The following is a 12006-nucleotide window of genomic DNA, read 5'->3' as shown; positions in this document are numbered from 1 at the left end:
GGCATCACCAGCCCGTTAGTGTTTGCGTGGCTTCTTGACAATCACCGGTTGCTTGCTGGTGCCCCTGGTCTTGTTGTTGGCCGTGCTGCGCGAGTGCTGTCCCGCTCGCTCGGGAGGCGCAGCGCGGGTGCCGGTCAGCTTGACGGGTAGGAATAGCACCACTTGTTGGCCGGCCTTGAAGGCTGCGCTGGCCTTGATGTCGTTCCAGTCCGCCACATTGCTGGCGCTGACGCCGTACTTTTTGGCGATGCTGGCGACGGTGTCGCGCTTGCCAGCCTTGACCGATGTCTTGCGGTTGACGATCTCGGGGGCCAGGCTGAGGTGTGCCGTGTCGGCTACGTGTTCGCTTACGTCCTGCATCAGGGCCGAGCGCGGCACGATCAGCGAAGAGCCTGCCTTGATCAGCATGCGCGGCGGGATGTTGTTGACGCTGCGCAAGTCGTATTCGCTCATGCCAACCTGCTGTGCGGCAGCGCTGACGCTCATGGTGCTGGGCGCCGTCCAGGCCGTCCAGCTGGCGTATTGGCCTTGTGTATAGGCTTCGAGATTACGGGTGAAGACGGTGGCGTTGTCCCAGGGCAGCAGAATCTGCGGCGTACCCGCCGCCAGAATCACGGGCCGGTGGGACGAAGGGTTGAGCGCCTTGAAGTCGTCCAGCTTTACATCGGCCAGCTTGGCAGCCAGGGCCACGTCGATGTCTCGCGTGATGTCCACACTTTGGAAGTAAGGGTGGTTCTCGATCAGCGGCAGGTCGGTACGATACAGATTCGGGTTGGCGATGATGTTCTTGACGGCTTGCAGCTTGGGTACATACAAGCGTGTCTCGGCGGGCATGTTCAGCTCGCTGTAGCTGATGCCCAGGCCAGCCTTCTGGTTGCGTGCAATTGCGCGGCTGACGCTGCCTTCGCCCCAGTTGTAGGCGGCCAATGCCAGCTGCCAATCGCCAAACATGTTGTAGAGCTTTTGCAGATAGTCGAGTGCTGCGCGGGTCGATGCCAGCACGTCGCGCCGGTCGTCGCGGAACAGGTTTTGTTTCAGCTCGAAGTAGTTGCCGGTGGACGGCATGAACTGCCACATGCCGGCCGCCTTGGCGCTGGACACGGCCTGCGGGTTGAAGGCGCTTTCGATGTAGGGCAGTAGCGCTAGCTCGGTGGGCATGCCTCGGCGTTCAAGCTCTTCCACCACATAAAACAGGTATTTGCTGGAGCGCTCGGTCATGCGCTGGATGTAGTCAGGCCGCGTGGTGTACCACTGCTCGCGGTCTACCACCAGGTCGCTTTCCAGATTGGGCATGGCAAAGCCGCGGCGTATGCGTTCCCACAGGTCTGCGGGGGGCTTTAGCTGGGCCACGCCACGCGAACTGGCTTCTGCGGCGGTAATCGGCTGCAGGCTAGCACGGGGGTAGATAGCTGTGCGCGCAGACGTGCCTGCCGCCGGTTTGGCCGTGGCTAGACCAGCATCTGGGGTCGTGCTTGCCGGGCTGACATCGGCCTTGGGGGCGATGTTGGCGCAGCCTGTCAGCCAGACCATGACGGACAGGCTGAGAAGAGAGAGGAGTTTCATTAAAACTGATTTTTCCAGGTGCGAAGTGCGCCTAATACGCTGGCTTCATCAAAGGTGGTGGCATCAAACGCCAGTGCGGCCTGTCGTACCGTGGGCTGGCGGGTGCGCAAAAAGGGGTTGATCTGCAGCTCTAGCGCCATGCTGGAGGGCAATGTGGGCTCATTCGCCTCACGTTTGACTATGCATGCGAGCTGGTATTGGAGCAGGGCGGCGTTATCGGGTTCCACCACCCGTGCGAACTTCAGGTTACTTAATGTGTATTCGTGGGTGCAGCATACCCGCGTGTTTCCCGGTAATGCGGCCAGCGCAGACAGGGACGCTAGCATCTGCGCCGGTGTGCCTTCAAACAGGCGCCCGCAGCCGCCCGAGAAAAGGGTGTCGCCACAGAATACCAAGGGCGCGCCCTGGCATTGGGGTGTGTAGTAAGCGATGTGCCCAGCGGTGTGGCCAGGCACGTCGAGCACTTCGAATTGCAGGCCCAACACGGTGATGCGGTCGCCCTGGCTCAACTTGTGCAGCGGCTCGGGAATACGCTCCCGCGCAGGCCCGTACACCGTGGCTCCGGTCGTTTCGCGCAGGCGGTCCACACCGCCGACATGGTCGGCATGGTGGTGGGTGACTAGAATGCTGTCCAACTGCAAGCTGTGCTTCTGCAGAGCGTCCAACACGGGCTGTGCGTCGCCCGGATCCACCACGAGTGCGCGGTGGCCATCGTGCAACATCCAGATGTAGTTATCGGCAAAAGCAGGTAGGGCAAGCAAGTTCATGGGCAGCGAAATTATAGGTTTGCACGATTGGCTGAAAACCCCGCCCGGCTGCTACATGCTGGATTGGGAGCGTGGGCGCTTTGATGAGGCAGTCGCGGACATATTTGGTTACCACGCCCTCCAGCTCGGGCTTGCGGAACTGCCAGGGCTGCAGAATAACCGCATACCGCACCGTTGGCTTGCCACCCATGCTGTTACCGAGCCGCAAGATGCAGACCTACAGAGCGAGCGCGTAACCTTGGTCACCGATTTTGCAGCGCTGCCGTTTTCCGAAAGCAGCCTGGACCTGCTGCTGCTGCCGCATGCCCTGGACCACAGCCCCGACCCCCATGCCACCTTGCGCGAGGTAGAGCGGGTGCTGGTGCCCGAGGGCAAGGTGGTGATTGCCGGCTTCAACCCCATGAGCCTGTGGGGCCTGCGGCAAAGCCGTGGTCACCTGTACCGCCGCATGGGCATAGGCGGTAGCTACTTGCCCGAGATGGGCGGCATGATCGGCTATTGGCGCCTACGTGACTGGTTGCGCCTGCTGAGCTTCGAGGTGGAGTCGGTGCAGTTCGGCTGCTACCGCCCCTCGGTGCGCAGCGAGGCCTGGCTGAACCGCTTCGCCTGGATGGACGCTGCGGGTGAGCGGTTTGCGCCCATCCTAGGCGCTGTCTACTTCGTGGTGGCCGTCAAGCGGGTGCGCGGCATGCGGCTGATGGGGCCGCGCTGGAAAGTCCCCAAGGCCCTGGCCAATGCCCCCGTGCCGATTGCCAACCGGGACGCCAACCGCCATGGCAACCATAGCACTTAGCCCATCTGGTAAAAACGACGTTCCCGAATCCTTATTAGAAAGCTGTGTTTGAACCACGTTGACATGTATACCGATGGCGCCTGCAAGGGCAACCCTGGCCCCGGCGGCTGGGGCGTTTTGCTGACCTGGGGCGGCACTGAAAAAGAAATGTTTGGCGGCGAGCTGGCCACCACCAATAACCGCATGGAAATGATGGCCGTGATCGAGGGCCTGAGCGCGCTCAAGCAGCCTTGCAGCATCACCCTGTATATCGACAGCCAGTACGTTCTCAAGGGCATGACCGAATGGCTCAAGGGCTGGAAGTCCCGTGGCTGGATGACCGCATCCAAAGAGCCGGTGAAGAACGTCGACTTGTGGCAACGCCTGGACAGCCTGGTCAACACGGCCGGCCACAAGATTGAATGGCGTTGGGTCAAGGGCCATGCCGGCCACCCCGGTAACGAGCGCGCCGATGCGCTGGCCAACCGTGGCGTAGACCTGGCCTTGGGAAAACGCTGAGGCCACCATGACAGACGCGCCCGCGCAGCACACCTTCCTCTGGCACGACTACGAGACCTTTGGTGCCAACGCGCGGCGCGACCGGCCCGCCCAGTTCGCTGCCATCCGCACCGATGCGGACCTGAACGAAATCGGCGAGCCCATGATGCTGTACTGCCAGCCCGCGCCCGACTTTCTACCCGACCCGCAGTCCTGCCTGATCACCGGCATTACTCCCCAGCTCTGTCTGGAGCGCGGCGTGCCCGAGGCCGTGTTTGCACAAGCGATCGAGCAGGCCTTAAGCCAGCCCGGCACCATTGGCGTGGGCTACAACACTATTCGCTTTGACGACGAGATCACGCGCTTCATGTTCTGGCGCAACCTGATCGACCCCTACGCGCGTGAATGGCAAAACGGCTGCGGCCGCTGGGACCTGCTGGATGTGGTGCGCACCACCTACGCGCTGCGCCCCGAGGGCATAGCATGGCCCACCAAACCCGAAGGCGGCCCCAGCTTCCGCCTGGAAGACCTGAGCCGCGCCAACGGCCTGCTGCACGAGGCCGCGCACGACGCCTTGTCTGACGTGCGTGCCACCATCGCCCTGGCGCGCCTGATCCGCACCACGCAGCCGCGCCTGTTCGACTTCTGCCTGGGCCTGCACAAGAAAGAGCGTGTGGCTGCCGAGCTGGGGCTGCCCACCACGCTGCAGGCCGCTCGGCCGTTTCTGCATATTTCCGGCATGTTCCCGGCCGAACGCGGCTGCCTGGCCGTGATGTGGCCGCTGGCCATGCACCCCACCAACCGCAACGAGCTGATCGCCTGGGACCTGTCGCACAGCCCGGCGGAATTCAGCCAGATGAATGTGGAAGATATCCGCCTGCGCCTCTTCAGCAAGGCCAGCGACTTGCCCGAGGGCGTGAGCCGGCTGCCCATCAAGACCATCCACCTGAACAAGTCGCCCATGGTGGTGGCAAATTTGAAAACCCTGTCGCCCGAGCTGGCCAAACGCTGGGGACTGGACGGTGACGTGTTACGCGCCCATGCGGCCGAGGCGCGGGCCTTGCCAGATATGAGCGGCATCTGGCCCGCCGTGTTTGAGCGCCCGCCAGAGCCCGCGCGCGATGTGGACGAAGACCTGTACGGCGGCTTTGTGGACGACCATGACCGCCGCCGCCTGAACGATCTGCGCACGCTGTCGCCTGAAAAGCTGGCCCAAGTGCGCAGCAGCTTTGATGACAGCCGGCTGGACGAGTTGCTGTTTCGCTACCGTGCGCGCAACTTTCCGGCCAGCCTGTCGTTTGAGGAGCTGCAGCGGTGGGAGGAACACCGCGCCGCGCGCCTGTTTGACGGGGAGGGCGGTGCCCGCACCATCGACACGCTGTTTAGCGAAATCGACACCCTGTCGGAAACCGCCGACGAGCGCGGCGAAGAAATTCTGGGTGCCTTGTACGACTACGCCGAAGCGATCGCCCCCGATCGAGATTGACCACCCCGGTCAACGCCACCACCACGAAAGATTGCAAATATGGCCCGAAGTCTCAGCAGTCTGTGGTTGAAAAGCCTGACCCGCATCGCCAAGACCCAGCAGAAAAAGCTGGTCAGAAGTTTGACGGTGGCCACCAAGAAGGCGACCAAGGCGGCGGTAAAAAAGGCGCTGGCGCCGCCGAAGCCTGCGCCCAGGCCCACCGCCAAACCGTCCGCCAAGGCTGCTGCAAGACCATCCGCCAAACCCGCTGCCAAGCCCGCCGCCAAATCTGCGCCACCGGCGGAGTTGCCCGGCAGTTGGACCCGTTCCTTCTTCGCCGCACCCAATGGCCAGCGCATGAGTTACTGGCTGTACCTGCCGCTGCGCGACAAGGCGCAGGCTCTCAAACCTTTGCCCTTGGTCGTCATGCTGCACGGCTGCACCCAGACGGCACCCGAATTCGCCCAGGGTAGTCGCATGAACACCCTGGCCCAGCGCAAAGGCTTTGCCGTGCTGTACCCGCAACAACTGCTGACCATCGACGCCCACCGCTGCTGGCAGTGGTACCAGCGCACCACGCAGAATGGCGGCGGCGAGGCCGGCCTGGTGGCGGGCATGGTCACGCACGTGGTGGCCAGGCTGGGGCTGGACGCAAGCCGGGTCTACCTGGCCGGCATCTCGGCCGGCGCGGCGCTGGCCCAGATCATCGCGCTGCGCTATCCCTTTCGTATTGCCGCCGTGGGCCTGCATTCCGGCCCGGTGTTTGGCACAGCAGACAACCGCATGAGCGCCTTTGCCGCGATGCAGACCGGTGGCGGCACCCATGTGGCGCAGGCAGTGCAGGCCACCGTGGATGGAGGCGGCTTCCCGCGCATGCCGGCCATCATCCTGCACGGCGAGGCTGATAAGGTGGTGCGCATCGTCAACCAGCAGCAGGTGGCGCAGCAGTTTCTGCGGGTCAATGGCATCGCCAATCTGGCCCCGGTCACCGTACTCAGTCCCGCCCGCCCCAAGGGCCGCAGCCCGCGTCATGCCTTTCAGACGCAGGACTACCGCGTGGGCCGCAAACCCATCGTGTCGGTCTGCCGTATCGCCGGGTTGGACCACGCCTGGAGCGGCGGCGACGGCACGCTGCGCTTCAACGACAGCGTGGGGCCCGATGCCAGCGCGCTGTTGTGGGCCTTCTTCTCCTATCACCGGCGGCTACGGATCGTTACGTAGTTTGCTATGGTTTGAATAGCTGCTTGAGTAGATAAATTGTGCGCTAGCGGCCAATTTGACCTATAAGGTTGCATGGGTTTCGAAAGCGCGTTTTCGTCAGCAAACCGTCAATTTGCGTGGCCACAATGCGCCACATAAAACAAAACCCCGGCACGCAGTGCCCGGGAACCGGAGACAAGCATGCGCAGCAACAACGTTTACCAGCAAGGGCTGGACAAGAACCCCGCCAACTTTGTGGCCTTGTCGCCGCTGAGCTTTATCGAGCGATCGGCCAAGGTCTACCCGGACCGCCTGGCGGTGATCTACGGCGAGCGCCGCCAGACCTGGGCCCAGACCTACACCCGTTGCCGCCAGTTGGCCAGCGCCCTGCAAGCGCGGGGCATAGGCGAGGGTGACACCGTGGCGGTGATGCTGCCCAATGTGCCGGCCATGTTGGAAGCCCATTTCGGCGTGCCCATGTCCGGCGCCGTGCTTAACACCTTGAACACCCGGCTGGACGGCGAGGCCATCGCCTTCATGCTGCAGCACGGTGAGGCCAAGGTGCTGCTGGTGGACAGCGAATTCGCCTCCGTGGTCGACAAGGCCCTGTCCCTGCTGGGCGATAAGCGGCCCTATGTCATCGAGGTGGAGGATGCCCTGGCGCCTGAAGGCAAATACCTGGGCGATACCGACTACGAGAGCTTCATCGCCGCCGGCCAACCTGACTTTGCCTGGCAGTTGCCGGCCGACGAGTGGGATGCGATTGCGCTGAACTACACCTCGGGCACCACAGGCAACCCCAAGGGCGTGGTCACCCACCACCGCGGTGCTTATCTGAACGCCGCCAACAACGTGCTGTCCTGGCAAATACCGCACCACGCGGTGTATTTGTGGACCTTGCCCATGTTCCACTGCAACGGCTGGTGCTTTCCCTGGACCATGGCCTTGATCGCCGGCACCAGCGTGTGCCTGCGGCGTGTGGACCCGGCGCTGATCTACCCGCTGATACGCGAGCACCACATCACCCACCTGTGCGGCGCGCCGATTGTGTTCAGCATGTTGATCCACGCGCCCGCCGCCCTGCGCGAAGGTATCACCCACACCATCCAGGGCCTTGTGGCCGGTGCGGCGCCACCAGCGGCGGTGATCGAGGGCTGCGAGAACGCCGGCATCCACATCACCCACGTCTACGGCCTGACCGAGGTGTATGGCCCGGCGGCCGTGTGTGCACCGCAAGAGTCCTGGGCTGGCCTGCCGATAGCCGAGCGCGCCCGCCTGAACAGCCGTCAGGGTGTGCCCTATCCGCTGCAGCAGGCGGTGGCTGTGCTCGACCCTGAAACCTTGCAGCCGGTACCTGCTGACGGCACGACCATGGGCGAAATCTTCTTCCGTGGCAACGTGGTGATGAAGGGCTATCTGAAGAACCCGGCTGCCACCGAAGCGGCGTTTGCCGGCGGCTGGTTCCATACCGGCGACCTGGCGGTGATGCACCCCGATGGCTATGCCCAGATCAAGGACCGCAGCAAGGACATCATCATCTCGGGCGGTGAAAACATCTCGTCCATCGAGGTGGAGGATGTGCTGCACCGCCACCCGGCGGTGATGCTGGCGGCCGTGGTAGCCCAGCCAGACGAAAAATGGGGCGAAGTGCCCTGCGCCTTCATCGAATTGAAGGCCGATGCGCAGGCCAGCGCCCAGGACATCATTGACTTCTGCCGAAGCCATATGGCACGCTTTAAAGTACCGAAACAGGTGGTCTTCTGCAAATTGCCGAAAACGTCAACCGGGAAAATCCAAAAATTTGTTCTGCGTGAACAAGTAAAGTCGAACGCAAATACCTGATGCCTCTTTGCCTGCCACGCACGGTGTTGTGTAGCAGGCTTGCCCGATGAACCTGCAGTAAAGGACTCGATTTGCCCAGTGACATCATTCTCCAGACGGAAGGCCTGACCAAGGAATTCCTTGGCTTTGCTGCAGTCGCCTGCGTCAACCTGCAGGTGCAACGCGGCAGCATCCACGCGCTGATTGGCCCCAACGGCGCGGGCAAGACCACCGTCTTCAATCTGCTCACCAAATTCATCCAACCCACCAAGGGGCAGATCCAGTTCAACGGTATCGACATCACGCGGGAAACACCCATCCAGGTGGCGCGGCGTGGCATGGTGCGCTCGTTCCAGATCTCCGCCACATTCGCCCACCTCACGGCACTGGAAAACGTGCGCGTGGCCCTGCAGCGCAAGCGTACTGATTCGTTTAACTTCTGGTCCTCGGTGACGCGGCTCGACGCGCTGAACGGCCGGGCCATGGAGCTGCTGGAGCAGGTGGACCTGCAAGGCTTTGCCGACACCGTGGCGGTGGAGATGCCCTACGGCCGCAAGCGCGCCCTGGAGATCGCCACCACCCTGGCCCTGGAGCCCGAGCTGATGCTGCTGGACGAGCCCACCCAGGGCATGGGCCACGAGGACGTGGGCCGCGTGGTGGAGCTGATCCGCAAGGTATCCAAAGGCCGCACCATTCTGATGGTGGAGCACAACCTGTCGGTGGTCGAGTCGCTGTGCGACACGCTCACCGTCTTGCAGCGCGGCAGCGTGCTGGCCGAGGGCAACTACGCGACCGTGTCCAAAGACCCGCGCGTACTGGAAGCCTACGTGGGGGTGGAGGCATGAGCGCCGCGCTGGGCCGCCCCAAGCAAGCTCGCACCGCAGTGCGCAGCACGGAGGTCTTGCCATGAGCAGCGCATTCAACCCCAGCAGCGAGATGCTGCGCGTCACCGATTTGCATGCTTTCTATGGCGAGTCGCACATACTGCACGGTGTGGACTTGCATGTGAACCGGGGCGAGCTGATTACCCTGCTGGGCCGCAACGGCGCCGGCCGCTCGACCACCTTGAAGGCCATTCTGGGCCTGGTGGGGCGGCGTAGCGGCTCCATCATGTTCAATGGCAACGAAGTGGTGCGCATGGCGCCCCACCACATTGCACGCTTGGGCGTGGGCTTTTGCCCCGAAGAGCGCGGCATTTTTGCCGGCCTGTCCACCGAAGAAAACCTGATGCTGCCCCCGGTGGTGGCCAGCGGAGGCATGACGCTGGACGAAATCTATGCGCTGTTTCCCAATCTGTACGAGCGCCGCAACAGTCCCGGCACCCGCCTGTCGGGCGGCGAGCAGCAGATGCTGGCCATGGCCCGCATTCTGCGCACCGGCGCCAAGATGCTGCTGTTGGACGAAATCACCGAAGGCCTGGCCCCGGTGATCGTGAAGAAGCTGGGCGAGGTAATTCGCCTACTGAAAACGCGCGGCTACACCATCGTGCTGGTGGAGCAGAACTTCCGCTTCGCCGCGCCCTTGGCGGACAGGCATTACGTGCTGGAGCATGGCCAGGTGGCCATGGTGGTTCAGAAAGACGAGCTGGCAGCCAAGACCAGCGACATGCAAGCTTTGCTCGGCGTGTAAGCCGGGTAACAAGACCTTTTCATCGTTGACCAGAGGAGACACCCCATGAAATTCAAGCCCACACCGCTTGCTACATCACTTGCTATGGCTGCAGGCCTTTCCCTTATGCTGGCCACGGGGGCCCAGGCACAGGTGTCCGACGGTGTCGTCAAGATCGGCGTGCTGACCGATTTGTCGGGCACGTACTCTGACTTGGCCGGGCCTGGCGCGGTGCTCGCCACCAAGATGGCCATCGATGATTTTGTGGCTGCCGAAAAACCCGGCTTCAAGGTTGAAATGGTGGCTGCCGACCACCAGAACAAGGGCGACATCGCCGCCAACAAGGCCCGTGAATGGGTGGAGCGTGACAAGGTGGACGTGCTGACTGAATTGGTCACCAGCTCCACCGCGTTGGCGGTGCAAAAGATCGGCAAGGAAAAGAACAAGATCGTGCTGGTGAACGGTGCGGGCGCCACCTCCATCACCAACGAAGCCTGCAACGACGTGACCGTGCACTGGGCCTACGACACCTATGCAGTGGCCAATGGCACGGCCAAGGCGGTTACCAAGGCTGGCGGCAAGAAATGGTTCTTCCTGACGGCCGACTACGCATTTGGCCATGCGCTGGAAAAAGATGCGTCTGACGTGGTCAAGTCCAATGGCGGCGAAGTGGTGGGCGGTGTACGCCACCCGTTCCCGACGTCGGACTTTTCGTCCTTTCTCCTGAAGGCGCAGTCCTCGGGTGCGCAGATCATCGGCCTGGCCAATGCGGGCGGCGATACCGTCAACTCCATCAAGCAGGCGGCCGAGTTCGGCATCACCGGCAAGCAGCAATTGGCCGGGCTGCTGATGTTCATCACCGACATCCACTCCCTGGGTTTGAAGACCACCCAGAACATGTACCTCACCGAAGGTTTCTACTGGGACCTGAATGACCAGACACGGGCCTGGTCCAAGCGCTTCTTCGACCAGCACAAGCGCATGCCGACCATGGTGCAGGCGGGGCAGTACTCGTCCACCATGCACTACCTGAAGGCCGTCAAAGCCATCAACAGCGACGACACCGCCAAGGTCATGGCACAGATGAAGAAGATGCCGGTGAACGACTTCTTCGCCAAGAACGGCACCATCCGTGAAGACGGCCGCATGGTGCACGACATGTACCTCATGCAGGTCAAGACCCCGGCCGAATCGAAGACGCCGTGGGACTACTACAACGTGCGCGCAACGATTCCCGCAGCCGAGGCCTTCCAGCCGCTGTCGGCATCGCGCTGCCCGCTGGTAAAGAAGTAAACCCCAAGTCCCCGGGGCCGCGCGCGGCCTTGGGGTTTGTCCGCGCTACGAGGGAATCCCGCTATGGAGATATTTGGCATACCGTCACCGGCCTTTTTCGGCCAGCTGTTGCTGGGGCTGATCAACGGCTCGTTTTATGCCATCTTGAGTCTGGGCCTGGCCATCATTTTTGGCCTGCTCAACATCATCAACTTTGCCCATGGCGCACAGTACATGGTGGGCGCTTTCGTGGCCTGGCTGGGCTTGAGCTACCTGGGTATCAACTACTGGTGGGCGCTGATTTTGTCGCCCCTGGTGGTCGGTGTGGTGGCGGTGGCCATAGAGCGCCTCATGTTGCGCCACCTGTACAAGCTGGACCACCTGTATGGCCTGCTCTTGACCTTTGGCTTGGCGCTGATCGCCGAGGGGGTTTTCAAGAATTTCTTTGGCGTGTCGGGCTCGTCCTATGAAGTGCCGGAGCTGCTGCAAGGCGGCGTGAACCTGGGCTTTATGTACCTGCCGATCTACCGCGCCTGGGTGGTGGTAGCGGCATTGAGCGTGTGCTTTGTCGCGTGGTACGCCATTGAGCGCACCCGTCTGGGCGCCACGCTGCGGGCGGCCACCCAGCGGCCAGACCTGGTGCAGGCCCTGGGCATCAACGTGCCGGTGCTGCTGACGGCCACCTATGCCGTGGGGGCAGCGCTGGCGGCCTTTGCCGGCGTGCTGGCAGCACCCATCGTGCAGGTCAACCCGGTGATGGGCTCCAACCTCATCATCGTGGTGTTTGCCGTGGTAGTGATTGGCGGCATGGGCTCGATCATGGGCTCCATCGTCACCGGCCTGGGCCTGGGCGTGGTGGAGGGGCTGACCAAGGTGTTCTACCCCGAAGCCTCGGCGGTGGTGATCTTTTTGGTCATGGTGTTGGTGCTGCTGGTCAAACCTGCGGGCCTGTTTGGCAAGCAAGCCTGAGGAAGAACGATGCAATCTGTTCAAGCTATTCCTGCCCACGGTGCCAGCAAAGCGGCAAGCCAGCGTACGCT

The 12006-nt window shown here is 62.6% G+C and carries 11 protein-coding genes; 9 read left to right on the top strand and 2 right to left on the bottom strand.

Annotated features, from left to right (window positions below):
• Positions 1-15 precede the first annotated feature (15 nt).
• Positions 16-1563, bottom strand: coding sequence for a transglycosylase SLT domain-containing protein (locus AC4BBN_RS16635; RefSeq protein ID WP_490593116.1), 1548 nt, complete (start codon positions 1561-1563; stop codon positions 16-18).
• Positions 1563-2330 carry a hydroxyacylglutathione hydrolase gene (gene gloB / locus AC4BBN_RS16630; RefSeq protein WP_490593115.1) on the bottom strand — a complete coding sequence of 256 codons (768 nt, stop codon included), beginning with the start codon at positions 2328-2330 and terminating at the stop codon, positions 1563-1565. Before gloB ends, AC4BBN_RS16635 begins: the two co-directional genes overlap by 1 nt.
• On the opposite strand from gloB, the gene AC4BBN_RS16625 reads away from it, so the two are divergent.
• From AC4BBN_RS16625 to AC4BBN_RS16585, 9 genes are all read left to right on the top strand, one after another.
• Positions 2329-3123 (top strand): methyltransferase domain-containing protein, encoded by a 795-nt coding sequence (locus AC4BBN_RS16625; RefSeq protein WP_490593114.1) that lies wholly within the window; start codon positions 2329-2331, stop codon positions 3121-3123. The two genes, gloB and AC4BBN_RS16625, sit on opposite strands and share 2 nt — an antisense overlap.
• 48 nt (positions 3124-3171) lie before the next feature.
• Positions 3172-3621 (top strand): ribonuclease HI, encoded by a 450-nt coding sequence (gene rnhA, locus AC4BBN_RS16620; protein ID WP_490593113.1) that lies wholly within the window; start codon positions 3172-3174, stop codon positions 3619-3621.
• Positions 3622-3628: 7 nt separating this feature from the next.
• The gene (sbcB, locus tag AC4BBN_RS16615) at positions 3629-5086 is read left to right on the top strand and encodes an exodeoxyribonuclease I (RefSeq protein WP_490593112.1); all 1458 of its coding nucleotides are present in this window, start codon (positions 3629-3631) and stop codon (positions 5084-5086) included.
• A gap of 39 nt (positions 5087-5125) precedes the next feature.
• The gene (locus tag AC4BBN_RS16610; protein ID WP_490593111.1) at positions 5126-6286 is read left to right on the top strand and encodes an extracellular catalytic domain type 1 short-chain-length polyhydroxyalkanoate depolymerase; all 1161 of its coding nucleotides are present in this window, start codon (positions 5126-5128) and stop codon (positions 6284-6286) included.
• Between the two features lie 180 nt (positions 6287-6466).
• Entirely contained in the window at positions 6467-8107 is a 1641-nt protein-coding gene (locus AC4BBN_RS16605) for an acyl-CoA synthetase (RefSeq protein ID WP_490593110.1), read from the top strand.
• Between the two features lie 71 nt (positions 8108-8178).
• Positions 8179-8931: an ABC transporter ATP-binding protein gene (locus tag AC4BBN_RS16600; RefSeq protein ID WP_490593109.1), complete on the top strand. Its 753-nt coding sequence runs from the start codon at positions 8179-8181 to the stop codon at positions 8929-8931.
• Between the two features lie 61 nt (positions 8932-8992).
• Positions 8993-9715, top strand: a complete 723-nt coding sequence (locus AC4BBN_RS16595) for an ABC transporter ATP-binding protein (protein WP_490593108.1) — start codon at positions 8993-8995, stop codon at positions 9713-9715.
• Between the two features lie 45 nt (positions 9716-9760).
• Entirely contained in the window at positions 9761-10987 is a 1227-nt protein-coding gene (locus AC4BBN_RS16590; RefSeq protein ID WP_490593107.1) for an ABC transporter substrate-binding protein, read from the top strand.
• Positions 10988-11050: 63 nt separating this feature from the next.
• A complete protein-coding gene (locus tag AC4BBN_RS16585; protein ID WP_490593106.1) occupies positions 11051-11935 on the top strand; it encodes a branched-chain amino acid ABC transporter permease in 885 nt (294 codons plus the stop codon).
• Positions 11936-12006 lie beyond the last annotated feature (71 nt).

Source organism: Rhodoferax sp. SPJ21 (assembly GCF_058216335.1).
Note: the sequence above shows the minus strand (reverse complement) of the source record. Positions and strands in the feature narration are given on the sequence as shown.

Bases quoted from the DNA above. Each gene is read 5' to 3' on its own strand.
- AC4BBN_RS16635 (WP_490593116.1), bottom strand. From the start codon at position 1,563: ATGAAACTCCTCTCTCTTCTCAGCCTGTCCGTCATGGTCTGGCTGACA.
- AC4BBN_RS16625 (WP_490593114.1), top strand. From the start codon at position 2,329: ATGGGCAGCGAAATTATAGGTTTGCACGATTGGCTGAAAACCCCGCCC.
- gloB (WP_490593115.1), bottom strand. From the start codon at position 2,330: ATGAACTTGCTTGCCCTACCTGCTTTTGCCGATAACTACATCTGGATG.
- sbcB (WP_490593112.1), top strand. From the start codon at position 3,629: ATGACAGACGCGCCCGCGCAGCACACCTTCCTCTGGCACGACTACGAG.
- AC4BBN_RS16610 (WP_490593111.1), top strand. From the start codon at position 5,126: ATGGCCCGAAGTCTCAGCAGTCTGTGGTTGAAAAGCCTGACCCGCATC.
- AC4BBN_RS16605 (WP_490593110.1), top strand. From the start codon at position 6,467: ATGCGCAGCAACAACGTTTACCAGCAAGGGCTGGACAAGAACCCCGCC.
- AC4BBN_RS16595 (WP_490593108.1), top strand. From the start codon at position 8,993: ATGAGCAGCGCATTCAACCCCAGCAGCGAGATGCTGCGCGTCACCGAT.
- AC4BBN_RS16590 (WP_490593107.1), top strand. From the start codon at position 9,761: ATGAAATTCAAGCCCACACCGCTTGCTACATCACTTGCTATGGCTGCA.
- AC4BBN_RS16585 (WP_490593106.1), top strand. From the start codon at position 11,051: ATGGAGATATTTGGCATACCGTCACCGGCCTTTTTCGGCCAGCTGTTG.